We start from the raw sequence: 16,591 nt of genomic DNA, 5'->3' as shown, positions 1-16,591 counted from the left end.
TCTACAAAAAAAAGAGTAATTTCAAGAAATATGCTACTAACCTTAGATTTATTAAAAAAGTTAGATCATATAACTTGAGACTACTCATTCCCATTCAAAATATTTATGTAATTAAATTTTATTTCCTCTGCACCCTGGCTGTCTCCAAAACTATTGGTGGCAGCTCTTTTTGAATGATTTCTTTTAATCCATAAAGAGCTTTCCTCACGTAACCACCTTCGAAATTCCCTAATGGTTCTGGTAATTCATCTTCATCCAATATGAAGTATTCTCCATTTGGAAGTACCATAATATCGATGATTAAATCTTCAAAGGAAACCACTTCATCTTTTATTTGTGTGTTTTTTACAATATTAAAATAGGAACCTAAATACTTTCCTTTTATATCTCTCCATACGTATAAATTGTACGGACGATCTTTCCAGTAATATGCGATTGTATAACTTCCTTTTGGGATTGTTAACTTAGTATCATTTGCAGTCATTGTAAATGAATACTGCACCTCGTGAAATAAAACGATACTTTGTGATTGCTTTTCAAGTAATAAGCAATTGTGATCTACTATTGTTGAGTTATACCGGATTTTTCTTTCTATAATTTCAATTTTCGATGTAAGTAACTTATTCATTATTTTGTTTCCCCTTATGCTAGTTCTATCCTCAATTATATCCATTTATGTAGTGATAAAGAAGTGCATAGTTTTTTATATAATGATTTATAAAAGTATATAATAAAAACTCCTTCTTATTTAGAAAGAGTTTTTCACTATCCATGTTTCATATTTTTTCACTTCTAACGGAAGCTCATTTGTTTTTATGTAACTAACAGCACTATTACTCATGTTTTAACTTTTCCTTAACCGCATCATAAAATTTTCGTTCTTCATCAACATTTAAGTAAACACGACTTACTGTTTTAGAAAAGCCGTATAACAACTGCGCTTTCACTGGCTCTTTTAATGTTATTTCAAAAGTAGCAGGTTCTTTTATGAACTCCATAACAGTTGCATCCAATACCTGTTTCCTTTCTTTTGCCGTTAGCAATTCACCCTTGTAGAACGCAATATTATCAATTTGTGTAAATGGCATAACAATTTTCTTTCCTAATCCGATTTGAATGACTACTTGTTCTTCTGTTACGACAAGGGGATTTTTGCGCATCGCTTGTATTTCAGCTATAAAATAAATCATCGCGTATACATTTAAAATAAGTAAAATCCATGCTATTACTGGATTCCACTGATGTAGTAAATAATGAAAACCAATGCTTTCAATTATTGTTGCATGAATAATCATGATATACACACCTATAGCACCAGTCTTTTTATGATATGAGTATACAGATTTACCTGTTGGTACTTTTTCACGCCACGATAAAAACGCATAATAGATTAACTTACACTCTGTTAGAATGACATCTACTAACTTACTTCTTTTCATAGTAGCGTCAAACGCTGCATCAATTGCATAAGAAAAGGAATAATTTTCTCTTCTATATTCTTTATATTTTTTTATTATTTTAGGAAGCACTCTAACAATTTTATAGAGAAGGAATAATTCTAGACCTACAAATGCAATTTCAGCCGCAACAATAATATAAGAGATGAATGAAAAAGCTTGTAAATAGTCACTTGGAATAATAAATCTTGCAAAAATATAACCAGCTATTACAACAGGAACTATATACGTTAACGAGTATCTTTTTCGAATAATGAAGAAATACGTGATGATTGGAATGACAAACATGCAATCTAATAATGACCCAAGCACAACTTCTTTCGGCGCAACTGGTACAATTGGAAGGGCATACAATAAATAGTTTGGTAGCATAATTAAAAAGACGAGTCCAATCCAAACACCTTTTCGCCTTCGTGATAGTGTAACCTCCATACGTTCACTCCTTTATTTAAAAACCTCATTTAAATGGTCTTTATAAAATGAAATGGCACGTTCAAATTCTTTTACTTCCTCTACTTTCACGACAGTTTCAAGTAATAATTTCATCGCTGATTCGTGATCGTTTACGTTATATTTTGCTAATGATAAAAATACTTTCATCGGAGCGTTCTCTGGGAATTTTTTCACCCCAGCTTCTAATACTGTAATTGCCTTTTCATATTCCCCTATACAACGATATGTACTTCCTAAACCAATATAAGCACCGCAAAGCGATTCGCCATCAAGTCCATTTGCGATTGCCTGCTCATAATACGGAACTGCTTCTGTTTCTAGCCCCATTACATCATGTATCCACGCACACTGATACAGTACTTCTGCATCCTTTGTAAAGTTTGTTAATCCTATAAGCATCTCTTTAGACTGCGCATATTTCTTTTCGTTTCTAAGTTTAATAGCTTGCTTTAATAAATGTTCCATAGAATCCACTCCTCACCAATTATTCTGTGTATAGCTCTTGATTGGTATACGCTTCACATTCGTGTAAAAGTAAAATTCCCACCAATTAAAGTTTCGCTTACTTATTACTATGCGGATTCATTCTCATCTAAAAACTTAATTTTAAAAAGCAGTGACACGATTACATAATAACTCTAAGCTTTTGACAATTTCTTTCGCTGTTTCATCTTTCCCATTACACAACTTCCCTTTACCATCCTGTCCAATTACATAATGCACAGCTCCGCGCGAATATAAAGAATGTGGTGAATTCGCAATCATTACATTCGCCCTTGCTTCTTTCATTCTATTTTTTGCTCTTTCAAACAGTTCTTCTTCATTTAAATCACTTTCAAGTTTAAAACCAACAAGTACTGTTTCTGGGTCCCATTCTTTTATTTGTTTTAATACTTTTGGAGCCTTTTGAAAGTGAATAATCGGTGCTATATCACTTGAAATTTTTCCGTTCATATTAAGAACATTACCATCTTGATCACAAATTTTCTCCACAATCCAATCTGATCCAGCCGCTGCCATAATGACTGCATCAATCTTTTCATGTGATATGATACTTTTCATTTTATCTTGTAAATCAACGATTCCTTCAAATAGATGTAATTCTAACCCTCTATGTACATCACTCGGTTTCTCCGCAAAATAACCGTGTAAATATATAACATGTGCCCCTTTAGCTAGAAGTTCTTCTGCAATTATCCTTCCGATTGTACCTTTGGCCATATTCGTATGCCCGCGTACTTGATCCCATTTTTCTAGACAACCACCGCTCGTAATTAATACCTTTTTCCCCTTCATTGTAACCATCCCTTACTAATTTTTCTTACGAAACCATTCTGTTCCAAAATCAACTATATCACGCTGTTTCATTAGACGACACATTGCATTCCCTATCTTCCCATTTTTTACAGTTCCTTTTCGCTCAAACTCCACACCAATTTCTACAAACTTCTCAGATTCGTAATCCATTTCAAAAAACTCTTTCCACACTCTTTCACCGTTTTCTATAATAGGTGCTCCTACTTGTATTAACTCACATGCACCAGAACGCACCTCGGATAAATGAACAGACGTATTGGAATCATATCCAACACCAATTAATAATACGTACCCGTCTAAATCATATATTTTTCTTAATGGAGATTCTTCTCCAAAGCTCATTGATAACGAATGGTTCATTGTTATTTCTACTGCATGTTTTCCCCATGCAGCAAAACTTCCTAACGGATGATTACTACGTACTACATTCGGATATGTACGAAAACATTCAACTATTTCACCCATTCCCCTTGTTGGGGTTATACGTGAATCAAATGCTGGGACGTTATCTCGGATAATTTGCCACCAGTCTTCCGGTACAGGTGGTCTTGACCAATGTTTCGGATCGGACAAATCCGAAGATTGCGTTGGCATTATTATCGTTCCTTCTTCCGTAACAACTTTCATTAATGCTTCTACTACAGCAACCGCACCACCAGATATCCACCCGATAGAACTTAGTGATGAATGAACGATAATTGTCATTCCTTTTTCGACTCCTAATGCTTTTAAATCTTTTGTTATTGTTTCGATTGTATTTGGAAATTGTGTACTTGCTACTATTTCATTCATTTTCATATTGGTTCCCCCACTAGCTACGTAAATTTAAACTTTTATATAAATATATTATCATATTTTTCTTAATTTTTAACTTAATCATTTTTCATATCTATAAAAAATGGTAATATTATTACACAAAAAAATTTTTAAATTATAATATTCAGATTTAAAACACAAAAAGAAAGTGAAGATTTTACATCCAACCATAAAAAGCTGTTTTATACATAGACGAAAGAGCTCATCACAAATGATGAGCTCTTTGTTTACTTTATCCTTCAATTGTAACCCCAGTAAACATTGATAAGTTTCCCGTTATTTTCTCACCTACACGTAAAAATAAGCCTGCTGCTCTTCCGCTTATACAGTGAGAGCCAATTAATAGTTTACCAGTATATGGACCATCCCATGTGTCAATGGTATAGTCAGGCATTTCTATGTATTGCTGGTATATCTTCCTTTGTTCAAAGTAATACTCTGTTTTATCTTCAGCTAATAATTCATCATTTTCGTATATAGATACTCCGCCACCTTCACGACCAAATACAGGTTTGGAAACGTATGATTCATGTCTTTCTAGAAATCGCTTATTTGAAAAATATGTTGGTAGAAAGTATTTATAAATAATGTCTTGCTCTTCTTCTGTAAAGAAAACACTTTCTTCATAAAGCTTCCAAATTAGTGCGAGTACACTTTTGTTTTGCATAACAAATGCGGCTGGCGGATTAATAATTTTCACTCTTTCTTGCGCAATATGATCTAAAAATTGTAAACCAATCCTTTTTCCATTCTTATCAACGTCCGTTACTAAATACTCTATTGGATACAGTCTATATAAATATTTTATTTTTTCTCCACTCGGCGTATATATACCATCTTCCGCAACGACAATGTCTTGTATTCCTACATAGTCCGTTGACTGATTTAAGCAATACGTTCTTAAAAACTGAACCGTTTGACTATCTTCATCGTGCCAATCATAACTAGTAAAATATATCGTCTCTTCAGGGCCTATATGATAGTCATGTTTAATTTGTTCCCATGCCTGCACAATATGCTCTTCTATATGGTTTGGGTGATTTACATCATGATAACGGCATAACACTTCATTTGCGACAGACGGTTCTAAATAGCCTGTTGGCGTATCACAATTTACTTCTATTAATTTTATATCGTCACCATTTACGATAAAATCAAACCTTGTAAAATATGAAAATAAACCATTATGTTTCATTCTCGCCATTTCCCACGCTTCAGCTGGGAATCCAAGTTTTTGAAAATCTTCTGTCGTATTTACAATATATTGATACGTTCTATATAACACATACATGATTTCTTCTGTCGCTTTTGAGATAGCAGTATAAGTTTTTGCTGGCATGCGATACATCCCTGTTGCCATATATTGATTCCATTCTTCATTCTCTAACAGACTAGGCCAAGTGAAACCATTCCTACTAGCCTCTTCTGCAAGTGAAAACCATACTTTCATATACTCTTCTTGCTCTCGTTCTGTATACATTACTCCATTACCCTTTCGTTTTAGGATCCTGCTGGCGCTTTTGCGTTTCCAATTCCACTTGAACCAGAGTTTACTTTCGGTGTTTGCGTAGTAGATGATTTTGGCGTATTTGTATCTGGTGTTACTTTATTGGATGGATTTGGCTGCTGTTTATTTAAATCTACTTTATTGGAAGTATTATTGTTACCGTTAGAACCACCAGTATAACCACCGCTACTACCGCCACCTGTTCTACGCTCATCTTTTTCACGATATGGAATAACATTATTTGCATACGGTTTCTTCATTAAATTTGGTTTTGCTGTATAATTCATATTTGAAGTTCTACTCGCTAATAAATATCCTGCTACAAATGGAAGTATCGGTAAATGAGAGTTTTCATGATAAGATGAAAATGACGGATTATTTTCCTTGCATAACTCATCTTTCTCTACATTTTCATTGGTTGGGGCTTTATCATCACAATTTAATGTTTCTTGTTCATTTCTTTGTTTTGCACCATCTGTTTTAACAGCTGTACTTTCTTGCTGAGCAGTTTCTTCTTCATAATCACCACAACCTGTTAATAAAAAAGATGACACCCCTATTGAAGTAGCTATTTTTATAAACTTACTTTTCTCCATTCTCACGTGTTATACACCTATCTTCTTTTATCTATATTTTTCCAGATACCTATATTATATAATGAAATTATTATTTTTTTCAAACTATATTCAATATGTACAATTATATATTTTCATGCTATTTTTCCATGTAACAATGAAATCTTTCTATCCCTGGATATTTTTCTCCTAAACTTTTAACTTGAAAACCAATTCTTTTATAAAATTCTACCGCCCCATCGTCTGTCTCCGCTTCTATATAAGTCAATTGGTATACTCTTACAATCTCTTTAATCATTTGTAGTGCAATTCCTTTTTGACGATAATCTGGAGCCACTGCTATATGACATATTCGTGCTTTAGTTTCTCCGATTATTTCAATACCTAGACAAGCTTTTTCTTCATATTTGTACAAAGTCCCTTTATTACTTTGATAAAATATTATTGCCTTCTTTAAGCTTATTTCATTTGGACCGACGGCATATTGTAGCACATTTAATATTGAATCTTTTTCAATTTGTTCAACGCGATGTATATTCATACTTTCATCCCTTTCTATGAAAAAAAGACTAACTCTTAATAAAAAGAGCTAATCTCATTACGCCGTTATTTTTTCTTCTTTTTTTACAACGACAGCCACATAACTATGAAGTATCATTCCAATAATAACGAGACTCATACCAATCCAAGATAATGATGACGGAATTGGTGCAGATAACCAGATCAGCTCTCCTACTAGCGCAAATAAAACTTCACCAGACTGCGTCGCTTCCACTGTTGCTAATTTTTGCGGATCATCTTTCACAAGATCTGTTGCAAAGAAAAATAATACTGTCGCGATTAACCCAGAGCTAACTGCTACAATAAAACATTGAAAAACTTGGCTACTTGACGGTAATCCGCCTGTTGATACTTCGTAACCAGATAATAAAAACCAAAATGGTAAACTTGCTAATGTCATACCGAGTACTCGCTGAAATACATCTAATTCCCCTTTACAAACTTGCATCATTTTTCTATTTCCAAGAGGATACGCAAATGCTGCAATAAGTACAGGAACTACACATAAAACGGTTTCACGAATACCTAATGAAGAAGCATGTTCTGCTTGCATGAGAACAACACCGAATAAAATAATGCCCGACATAACTAATTCCTTCATCGGAAGTTTTTTATGTAGTGGATCCACCGCAAAAAATGGTGTTAACAAAATCCCTGCAACGATTGTAATTTGCCATGTTGATGCAACAAGCCAACCTGGTCCGAACGCTCCAGCAAAACTAAGCGGTGCATAAAAGAGACCAAATCCAACGATACTCCACACTAACCATTCTTTCGGATTGTTTTTCATATATTGAAAGAGTTGCTTTAAGTTCCCTCTATACATAACAATAAGTAATAGCATTGGAACCATAAAATAATACCGTAATGATGCACTCCAAATCCAGCTTCCACCTTCTAAGTCCATTGCCCTGTTTAAAACAAAAGTAAAGGCAAAGAAAAATGATGCCAGTATCCCTATAACAATTGCTTTCATTGTAAAACCCCTTGTATTTAATTTTTTATCTCTATGACATATATTTTAGTATACGCGATGAAAAATCTACATACAAACTTACATTTCACTTTGGGATGATGAAGGAATTGTAGTAGATTTACATGGGAATAAAGTGCATTGGTATGAAATCGAGGCCATTACATATCAAAATTTTCAAGGGTCAAAATCTACTTTAATCTCGACCCACTATACTCACCATGAAAATATACACATCCGCTATAAAAGATGGCTACCAACTATTGCACATTCAATTTACTGGTTTTCTATTGAGAAACCAAAAGATTATCATAAAAATTTAATGATAGCTTGGGAAGAAAAGCGAACGAATAAAAACAAACGCCTCCTTTAATTATTATTTAGGGGCGTTCGTTCATTCAAAAATTAAAGAATATGTAGTTTATATTCTCTGTATAATTTCTTCAATCGATTTATATGGGCTTGATGATACCGATTATGATCTGCTATATGCCATATTCCCCATCTTATTGTCGCAGTTTCCCCTTTTTCATACAAAACTTCCCGCATTAAATCAGTTTCTGTTAGTGTCATACATTCTTCATAAAACAATTTTTGCACTGCTTCATAATCTTGCATTAACTCTTGCAATGTGTTTTTTCTTAAGCTTGGTAATTCTCCTACTTCATTTAACATAGGACCATATTTATTTTCAAATGCTGGCGGAACATCTTCTCCCTTGAAACGATACACCCAATGTAAATCAACAACTGCTAAATGCTGAAGTAACTGCCCAATACTATTTTCATTATTTTCAGACCCTTTATAGGATAGTTCGTTCTCTTCAGTACCTTCGACTAACCTTTGCAATCTATTAAACGTATCAGCAACCGTCGCATACAAAATCGCTACTTGAGGGTCCATATTTCTTTCTAAATAGAGATCTTTCATACAAAACTTCCTCTCTTAAAAGAACAACACCATATGTTCATCATCACTATACACACCATTCATTTTTATAGCCCTTTTTTCAATTCCGTACGTTTTAAATCCCATTGATTCATATAAGCGTTTTGCTGGTTCGTTCGTTGACACAACCCCTAAATTCAATTGCTCTAGCTTCATCTCTTTTGCCCTTTCAATTGCTTTACGTATTAAAGCACGTGCAAGACCACTTCTTCGATTTTCAGTATCTACATACATTGCAACGATATGTCCTTTATGCTTATATGCGTCTTTTTCTTCTGTTAATAAAGTAACAACCCCAACTAAACGATTTTCATTATTAAAAGCACCAAATGTAAAACTACTATTGGATGAAAGATTACTAGCAACTCGTTCAAGAGGGTTTTCTTGACGTACTGCTTCTTCATAAGTCGTTATAAATGCTTCTGGATTTACTTGTAATGCTTGTAAACGTAACTCCCAATATTGTTTTGCATCCGCTTTTGTAAGTAATCGAATCATTTTATCTTCCCCTTTTTAATTTACATAATATTTTTATAGGCTACTTTTTTGATTCATACTCTTCTTTTAATATACTGTAACGATTGCGATGAATGAACTTCCCCTGTCTCAATCGATCATTTCTCATTAACCCTTCGCATACAAATCCGGCACTTTCATAACTCTTTTTAGCTTTTATATTATCTTCATCTACACGTAACCAAATTTTCTCCAATTCAAACTGAGAAAAACCTATTTGTAACATGCTGTTTAGAGCTGCCATTCCAAATCCTTTACCCCAATAGTCTTTATTTCCAATCGCAATTCCTAGTTCAGCATTTTTATTTGTTTTATCAAAATTTTTAAGGTCTACCCATCCAATATGTATACCTGCCTCAGTAACGATTGCCCTTTGTTCATAACCATTTTTTCGGCTTATACAAGCTTCAATCCAGTTTCTCGTATCTCCACGAGTGAACGGAGGATATCGATCTGGTACAACTAAATGGTTTATTACATCTCTATCTAATGACCATTGATAGCGATCTTCTACATCATCTAGTGTCAATTCTCTTAATTGAACATATGGTACATTCATTTTTCTCGCCCCTTTTTATTTACCAATAGAAAATCCTTCGAACACTCTTCCACCATACTGTTCTAACGTCTTTTCTATAAAATGAATTAATTCATTTTTCTCTCCCGTTTTATAAAAATGATCAAAAGCGGCTACAAATTTGTTTGCATATTGCTCATCATATCTTCTTAGCACTCTAATAAACCATTTTGAACTCCCAAGCCACTTACCATTTACTCTTAATACATATTCATGTACTAAATCCGCTAATAAATTAGCGATAAACAATTCTTCTTCTCTTTTTGTTGCACCAATAAAGTCATCTAAAGTATCCGTAATAAAATATCGCTTCTGCTTAATCGTTTCTTCGGTCCATTTAGCTGGTCCTTTATGTAGTAAATCATTCGCTTCTTTTTTTAATTTCTCAACAATTTCCTTTTCCCCTTTTAATGCAATCCCTTCCGAAACTAATTGTGGTAACGACGGTCTCCCTCGATCACAATCCATTTTGAAAAAGGTTTTATATGTTTCAAAATTATGAACAAACACCTCAACAGGCCATCCATTACTATAGAAAGATTCCCTATAGCAAGAAGTTAAACTTTGGTCAACTATTACAATATCAAGGTCAGATGTTTTTGTCGCTTCTCCTCGTGCAACGCTTCCGCCGAGTAAAGCTACATCACAATTCGGAAATTGTGATATAATTATGTTTTGTGCTGCTTCAATTGGTTTCATAACTGTTCCTCTTTTCTTATTTCACTTTCTTTTTTCAGCTCTTTCTCTCGCTTTTTTTATATAGCTTTCTGCATCTGGTGTTTTACATGACGTTGCACCGTGATCAACCTCTACTTTTCCAATTTCACGTGCAATTTCAATCGCTTGTCGCTCTAAGTCTTCATTACGAATTCCTATTGCGATTAAAGCACTATTCATCGCTTCTTTTTTTCTATTTTTTTCATTATGTATATTTTCTTTAATCTCTTCTAAGTACGGAGAGAAGAAATCATCATGTAACGTTTTATTTTTAATCGCTATATTTGCTAATAAAGACCAGCCAGCTCTTCCAATCCATTCATCATTAGACTTTGTCCACTCTTCCATTCTTTCTATTGCAATTGGCGAAGTACATATAGATTTCATAAGAACATCCATCAAACAGTAATAATCAACATCCTGAATCAAACTATTAAGCTGTTCTGTCGTTATTTTTTTCGGGTCTAAAATATAAGTTGCTAATGTCATTGCGTCCATATTTTTCGTTTCCCACAATCCAACTGCTAAATCATGATCTTTTTTTATCTTCTTTTTTAACAATTTTAAATTCGCAAAACTAACTCCAAATAACGGCTCTTTCGCTCCGTGGTTTTTATACGTTTTTCGATTTTGTTCTGTTCCATATTCCTCTAGTTGCTGCATTACTTCCTCAAGTAACATATACCCACCTCTTTATCTTTTATGTTGACTGTATATATGTATGTACGATATATTCTACATTACTTTTTGGTTTTCCTATATTTATTTTGAAAGTACGGTATGTGAAATTTCTAAACATCGCACAGCTACACCATCAAAAAACTGTATGTTTAACATGTACAGTTTTTTGATGGTAACAATTTTCCGTAGAATAAAATATTTTGTTTTTCGTCCGCTTCTTGTAAATATTTATTAATCATTCCAAGTGCTGCCCTATCCTTAATTGATCCTGTAGGGTTATGCCATTCACATTTAGCATAGATAGAAAGGTTCTTCGTTTCTTCGCATTCTAATTTAATGAGAGGTGTATTCCCGACATTTTTAGAAAACTCATACAAATGTTTTAATGTCATACTTCTATACCTCCTGCATAAATGATATTGATTACATTTATTCTTAACCAAAATACTTTCTACATTTTAATAATTCTCTCAATAAGATTTTCTTATATAAAAATCCCTACAAACGCTGTAGGGATTTATGTCTAAATCATTTTGCTACACTCTATTTCATATGAAAATAGTTTCCTTATTCAGATGCATTCATAAGCACAATTCTCCAACCATCTGGATCCTCTATTGTGGTTCCTTTCTCTATCCAATACGGGTTTTCTGGTTCCACCTCATGATAGCCCATATTACTTAATCGATTCACTATCTTTTCGATTTTATCTTTATTAGGCATATAAAAAACTAGTAAATTATCTTTTGTCGGTGCCGGACATGGACTTCCATTAACATGTGTAGTAAACTCCAAATGATACTCTTCATCTGGTAATCCAAACATAACCCCGTCATATCCTTCATGATTGTGAAATTCCCCTATACGTTTTAGTCCTAATCCTGTTTCATAAAAACTGATCACTTCTTCAAATTTATCTGTTGGTCTTGCAATTCTAAATTGAACCCAATTCTTCATGCAATTCTCCTCCTTTTCATTTTTCAAAGCTTTATAGTAATTAGTATAAGTTACATATATTCCCTTTAACATCCCTCATTAGTGTGAGCTTCCTAAGTTGAAAGACCTATTAGTTAATAAACAATAGGACTTTAGTATAAATTGCTATTTTGCATTGTTTCTAATGTTATCCATGACTGCCCAATTTGATTAACATATGGCCTTTCCTGATTACAAATTTTTACAGCGAGAAGGTGCTTCTTCATTTTCGGAATACTGTACTTCACATGTAGTGCCAATATAATTATTCATATTCCCGCTCCTTTTTTCATGTAATTGTTTCTTTATCAATATTTTAATAAAAATCAAAATATTCGAATCAATATTTGGAACGAAAACGAAGTGATACGAAAGTATGATTTGGTGATTGAAAGTTTAAATAATAAAGTTTCAATTCATTCTATTTTTCAAAACTGCAATTGATATAAAATCTTGCATACTTTTGAGTAAACTTTTTTACACTTGTAAAAAAGTTTTTTTGCATTTCCCTACCTATAATTGCTAATATAGTAGAGTAGAACTTTTATAGAGAGAAGGAAAATTATGCACAATGGAATTCGAATGACAACTTTAGTAAAAAGGGCTATGTTAGTTTGTGCGGGGGTATTATTCACATACGAAGTGGCTTTTGGATCAGTACATACTGCTCTAGCTAGTACAGAGGATGAAGCAAAATCTGTTCAACTTGTAAGTGAGATTCAAACATCTCTTGCTCCGAAAGAAGCTCCAAAACATTATAACGGGCAAGTTAGAAAAGTCGCTTATTTAACATTTGATGACGGTCCTGGAAAATACACAGCTGAGCTTTTAGATATGTTAAAGAAAGAAAATGCAAAAGCAACATTCTTCCTAATTGGTTCAAACGTAAAAGCTTTCCCTGATCTTGTAAAACGCGAAGATGCTGAAGGCCACTACGTTGGGATGCACAGTATGACTCATAACTACAAGAAACTTTACACTGAAGGTCATTACGTAGATGAAATGAAGGAAGACCAAGGCTTAATCGCTGGTGTTTTAGGTAAATCACCAGTATTAACTCGTCCATCTTACGGCTCTATGCCAGGATTAAACGAAGCTCTTCGCAACAAAGTTGTAGAAAATGGCTTAAAAGTTTGGGATTGGACAATTGATTCTTTAGACTGGAAATATAACAAAATGCAAGTTGATGCTGCATCTGCTAAAATTGTAGAAAACGTGTTACATGGTGCTACAAATCCAACAGAAGTTATCCTTATGCATGATATTCATCCACAATCAGTAAAAGCAGTTCCTGGAATTATTAAAGGACTGAAAGAAAAAGGATATGAATTAGAAGCATATAATGAGAACGAACACTTCCCATTAAACTTCTGGCATGATAATCGTATGTAATGAAAAGACTTGATTCCCTCTAGTAGGTTATCAAGTCTTTTTTATCGTTTTTAGAATTTCCTTATAGAGAAAACCTATACACGCTTGCACCATATCAATAGTATACGTCCCTTTCCTTTTATCAAATAAATTTAACTTTGAAATATCACATGCTATCTTTAACCTAGTTTAAATAAGTAGATGTTATATAATCGTATTTATAGTGCAAACTGAAGAAGCTTGGAATCAATTTAAGAAAGAAACGTGATAAGTAAAAAACTACAAAAGCGACTTATCCAAAATAAAAACATACAGTCAAAAAAGAATTGAATATACAATTTCAATCCTTTTTTTATATTATCAACACTTTAGCACATATTACTCTTAAGGAGTGATATGTATATGGATTTTCTTTCATCTGAATATTTGTCTGCCTTGCTTGCCATTATTGTAATCGATTTAGTGTTAGCCGGAGATAACGCCATTGTAATTGGATTAGCAGCAAGAAGATTACCGAAAGACCAACAAAAGAAAGTTATCATTTGGGGAACCATTGGAGCAATCGCTATTAGGGCCCTCGCTACCTTAGTTGTCGTTTGGTTATTAAAAATACCTGGATTACTCCTAATTGGTGGTGTACTTCTTATTTGGATCGCTTACAAGCTGATCGCTGAGGGCAAAAACCATGATATTAAAGCCGAAGAAGGATTTTGGTCTGCTATTAAAACCATTATTATTGCTGATGCGTTAATGGGCATTGATAATGTACTCGCTGTTGCAGGAGCTGCCCATGGTAACTTTTCTTTAGTAATCATCGGACTATTAGTGTCTATTCCAGTAGTCGTATGGGGCAGTACATTAATTTTAAAATGGGTGGATCGTTTTCCTGTCATCATTACGATCGGAGCAGCCGTTTTAGCTTATACTGCCGCGAAAATGATTGTAGATGAGAAGTGGTTCGCTGGATTTTTCGAAAGTAACCCTTTCGTTAAATGGGCATTTATCATTATTATCATCGTCGGTGTAGTTTTCTTCGGAAATGCAAAACAAAAAGCAACAGCTGGTTCTGTCTCATAATGATGGTATATTTACAAATAAAAGGCGCTATTCATATGAATAGCGCCTTTTATTATTTAGCTTCCCCTTCCGGAGTCGTTTTTACCTTTGTTTTGTTTTTATCACGGTTGTTATAGTTATACTTCGAACGATCTACTGGAGTGAATCCTTCCGGTGTGTAGAATCGTAATAAGTCACCATTTACGACTTGGTCAGAGTATTTTAGTGAGTTTTGAACCATTTGTTCATTTTTCTTTATTTCATCTGTAAATTCTACAGGTTTTCCAGTAGTTGTATCATAGTATTTGCCGTTTAGTGCAGTAACTGTTGGGCTTACGTAGTTACCGTTACGGAACGCAACGACTTGTTTATGATCTGGTGATAATAAATCAGAACCGAATTGAACATAATTCTTTGTATCTGTACCTAGTAAGTGTAATAGCGTTGGAAGAACGTCAATTTCACCACCATATTGATGTTGTACGCCACCTTTCACTCCTGGTACACGAACGATTAATGGTACACGTTGTAACTGTGCATTTTCAAATGAGTTCATTTCTTTACCCATTACTTTTGACATTGCTGCGTTATGATTATCTGAAATGCCGTAATGGTCTCCGTACATAACAATAATTGAGTTATCATATAAACCAGATTGTTTCAAGTAATCGATGAAGCCTTTTACAGATTCGTCTAAATAGCGTGCTGTTTGGAAGTACGTATCTACTGATGAATCACCTGTTGTTGCTGGTTCAATCGTTGCTTCTGCCTTATCGATTGGATAAGGGAAATGGTTCGATAACGTAATAAACTTCGTATAGAACGGTTGTTTCAACGTTTGTAATAACGGAATAGATTCATTAAAGAACGGTTTATCTTTTAATCCGTAGTTTACTACGTCTTTTTCATTCATATCGTAGTATGACGCATCAAAGAATTTATTAAAACCAAATGATTTATAAATATCATCACGGTTCCAGAATGTTTTGTAGTTACCGTGGAATACTGCTGATGTGTATCCTTGTTGTCCTAAAATAGCTGGTGCTGATTGATACGTATTATGAGATTTCGTTGTAAAGACAGAACCTTGCGGTAAACCAAACATTGAATTCTCTAACATAAACTCCGCATCAGATGTTTTCCCTTGTCCTGTTTGATGGAAGAAGTTATCAAAATAAAGTGTATTCGCATCTTTTGTAAATGAGTTTAAGAACGGTGTAACTTCTTGACCATTTAATTTGTAATCAATTAAGAAGTTTTGGAATGACTCTAAATGAATGTAAATTACGTTCATTCCCTTTCCTTTACCGAAATACTCAGGATTTGGACTTGCATAAGTTGATGTTAAATAATTTCGTACTTCTGTCATATTATCACCATCAGCTAATGCTCGTTCTGTCGATGCTTTCGCACTTTGAATTCCATCATAAATTGTGTAGTTGTATGCACCTAAATATTTCACAATATAATTACGGTCAAACGTTCTTGTTAATAATTCAGGACGGTCAGACTCTGCAAGACCTAAGTTAACACTGAATAATAAAATACCTACTACAAATACTAGAGATAATTTATGCTTCGCAACACGAATTGGTTTTGGATTTGCAAATTTTGTTGCGACTAACACAATTAATATAATCGTGTCTAAGAAGTATAATGGATCATAAAGATGTAGCAATGCAAGAATACTACCACCTAAATCTCCAAAGTTATTCGTTTGTGTTAATGTCGGGAACGTAATAAAGTCACTGAAAAAGCGATAGTATACTACGTTTGCGTATAAAAGGATCGACAATAACAAATTAATGATAATTAACCAAATATAAGATCGTTTCCCTTTTGCAAATAATGCTAGTCCTAAAAATAGAACTGCTGAACTAAGCGGGTTAAAAAACAGCAAGAATTTTTGGATTGTGTTTGAAATTCCTAAATTGAATTCTGTTACATAAGCTGCATATGTTTTGAGCCACAATAAAATAACGGCAAACAGAAAGAATCCAAAATGATTGCTTAACACACTTTTGCTCTTTAATAAGAACTGTTTCATTTCTCCACCTCTTTTGATCATCCAAGGCTTATTTTTTTATAAGT

The 16,591-nt window shown here is 33.7% G+C and carries 18 protein-coding genes and 2 pseudogenes; 2 read left to right on the top strand and 18 right to left on the bottom strand.

Features of this window, described 5'->3' with window-relative positions; translation table 11 throughout:
• Nucleotides 1-118 precede the first annotated feature (118 nt).
• From ACTFR8_RS00185 to ACTFR8_RS00105, 17 genes and pseudogenes are all read right to left on the bottom strand, one after another.
• Complete coding sequence (locus tag ACTFR8_RS00185) at nucleotides 119-628, bottom strand: DUF402 domain-containing protein (RefSeq protein ID WP_001037878.1); 510 nt, start codon at nucleotides 626-628, stop codon at nucleotides 119-121.
• Between the two features lie 205 nt (nucleotides 629-833).
• Nucleotides 834-1,889, bottom strand: coding sequence for a hypothetical protein (locus tag ACTFR8_RS00180; protein WP_000454145.1), 1,056 nt, complete (start codon nucleotides 1,887-1,889; stop codon nucleotides 834-836).
• Between the two features lie 12 nt (nucleotides 1,890-1,901).
• Nucleotides 1,902-2,375, bottom strand: a complete 474-nt coding sequence (locus ACTFR8_RS00175; protein ID WP_000400636.1) for a tetratricopeptide repeat protein — start codon at nucleotides 2,373-2,375, stop codon at nucleotides 1,902-1,904.
• Nucleotides 2,376-2,516: 141 nt separating this feature from the next.
• Nucleotides 2,517-3,206, bottom strand: a complete 690-nt coding sequence (locus tag ACTFR8_RS00170) for a phosphopantothenoylcysteine decarboxylase domain-containing protein (protein WP_000676722.1) — start codon at nucleotides 3,204-3,206, stop codon at nucleotides 2,517-2,519.
• A gap of 15 nt (nucleotides 3,207-3,221) precedes the next feature.
• Complete coding sequence (locus ACTFR8_RS00165; protein WP_000783343.1) at nucleotides 3,222-4,025, bottom strand: aminoglycoside N(3)-acetyltransferase; 804 nt, start codon at nucleotides 4,023-4,025, stop codon at nucleotides 3,222-3,224.
• 250 nt (nucleotides 4,026-4,275) lie between these two features.
• Nucleotides 4,276-5,523 (bottom strand): glutathionylspermidine synthase family protein, encoded by a 1,248-nt coding sequence (locus ACTFR8_RS00160; RefSeq protein ID WP_000287883.1) that lies wholly within the window; start codon nucleotides 5,521-5,523, stop codon nucleotides 4,276-4,278.
• Between the two features lie 20 nt (nucleotides 5,524-5,543).
• The gene (locus ACTFR8_RS00155) at nucleotides 5,544-6,152 is read right to left on the bottom strand and encodes a hypothetical protein (RefSeq protein WP_001242222.1); all 609 of its coding nucleotides are present in this window, start codon (nucleotides 6,150-6,152) and stop codon (nucleotides 5,544-5,546) included.
• A gap of 112 nt (nucleotides 6,153-6,264) precedes the next feature.
• Nucleotides 6,265-6,666, bottom strand: a complete 402-nt coding sequence (locus ACTFR8_RS00150; protein WP_001020845.1) for a GNAT family N-acetyltransferase — start codon at nucleotides 6,664-6,666, stop codon at nucleotides 6,265-6,267.
• Between the two features lie 57 nt (nucleotides 6,667-6,723).
• Nucleotides 6,724-7,662 carry a DMT family transporter gene (locus ACTFR8_RS00145; protein WP_000644587.1) on the bottom strand — a complete coding sequence of 313 codons (939 nt, stop codon included), beginning with the start codon at nucleotides 7,660-7,662 and terminating at the stop codon, nucleotides 6,724-6,726.
• Nucleotides 7,663-8,064: 402 nt separating this feature from the next.
• The gene (locus tag ACTFR8_RS00140; RefSeq protein ID WP_000654220.1) at nucleotides 8,065-8,589 is read right to left on the bottom strand and encodes a DinB family protein; all 525 of its coding nucleotides are present in this window, start codon (nucleotides 8,587-8,589) and stop codon (nucleotides 8,065-8,067) included.
• Nucleotides 8,590-8,604: 15 nt separating this feature from the next.
• Nucleotides 8,605-9,105: a GNAT family N-acetyltransferase gene (locus ACTFR8_RS00135; RefSeq protein WP_025966101.1), complete on the bottom strand. Its 501-nt coding sequence runs from the start codon at nucleotides 9,103-9,105 to the stop codon at nucleotides 8,605-8,607.
• A 40-nt stretch (nucleotides 9,106-9,145) separates the two neighbouring features.
• Complete coding sequence (locus ACTFR8_RS00130; RefSeq protein WP_098537162.1) at nucleotides 9,146-9,682, bottom strand: GNAT family N-acetyltransferase; 537 nt, start codon at nucleotides 9,680-9,682, stop codon at nucleotides 9,146-9,148.
• A 15-nt stretch (nucleotides 9,683-9,697) separates the two neighbouring features.
• Nucleotides 9,698-10,399: a nucleotidyltransferase domain-containing protein gene (locus ACTFR8_RS00125; protein WP_025966099.1), complete on the bottom strand. Its 702-nt coding sequence runs from the start codon at nucleotides 10,397-10,399 to the stop codon at nucleotides 9,698-9,700.
• 21 nt (nucleotides 10,400-10,420) lie between these two features.
• On the bottom strand, nucleotides 10,421-11,098 hold the full coding sequence (locus tag ACTFR8_RS00120; protein WP_098299692.1) for a DNA alkylation repair protein: 678 nt from the start codon (nucleotides 11,096-11,098) through the stop codon (nucleotides 10,421-10,423).
• Nucleotides 11,099-11,250: 152 nt separating this feature from the next.
• Nucleotides 11,251-11,490: pseudogene (locus ACTFR8_RS00115) on the bottom strand (pyridoxal-phosphate dependent enzyme); the annotation flags it as partial.
• 175 nt (nucleotides 11,491-11,665) lie between these two features.
• Nucleotides 11,666-12,055: a VOC family protein gene (locus ACTFR8_RS00110; RefSeq protein WP_000800671.1), complete on the bottom strand. Its 390-nt coding sequence runs from the start codon at nucleotides 12,053-12,055 to the stop codon at nucleotides 11,666-11,668.
• A gap of 134 nt (nucleotides 12,056-12,189) precedes the next feature.
• Nucleotides 12,190-12,346: pseudogene (locus ACTFR8_RS00105) on the bottom strand (hydrolase); the annotation flags it as partial.
• 291 nt (nucleotides 12,347-12,637) lie between these two features.
• On the opposite strand from ACTFR8_RS00105, the gene ACTFR8_RS00100 reads away from it, so the two are divergent.
• Together ACTFR8_RS00100 and ACTFR8_RS00095 are read left to right on the top strand one after the other, a co-directional pair.
• The gene (locus ACTFR8_RS00100; protein WP_000551452.1) at nucleotides 12,638-13,465 is read left to right on the top strand and encodes a peptidoglycan-N-acetylglucosamine deacetylase; all 828 of its coding nucleotides are present in this window, start codon (nucleotides 12,638-12,640) and stop codon (nucleotides 13,463-13,465) included.
• A gap of 381 nt (nucleotides 13,466-13,846) precedes the next feature.
• On the top strand, nucleotides 13,847-14,521 hold the full coding sequence (locus tag ACTFR8_RS00095) for a TerC family protein (RefSeq protein WP_119781647.1): 675 nt from the start codon (nucleotides 13,847-13,849) through the stop codon (nucleotides 14,519-14,521).
• 52 nt (nucleotides 14,522-14,573) lie between these two features.
• On the opposite strand, the gene ACTFR8_RS00090 is transcribed toward ACTFR8_RS00095, so the two are convergent.
• Nucleotides 14,574-16,547, bottom strand: a complete 1,974-nt coding sequence (locus ACTFR8_RS00090; RefSeq protein WP_000808774.1) for an LTA synthase family protein — start codon at nucleotides 16,545-16,547, stop codon at nucleotides 14,574-14,576.
• Nucleotides 16,548-16,591: the final 44 nt, after the last annotated feature.

This window comes from Bacillus cereus group sp. MYBK15-3 (assembly GCF_051916765.1).
Taxonomy (GTDB): domain Bacteria; phylum Bacillota; class Bacilli; order Bacillales; family Bacillaceae_G; genus Bacillus_A; species Bacillus_A cereus.
The sequence above is the reverse complement of the archived record's forward strand: the minus strand, read 5'-3'. Positions and strand labels throughout refer to the sequence as shown.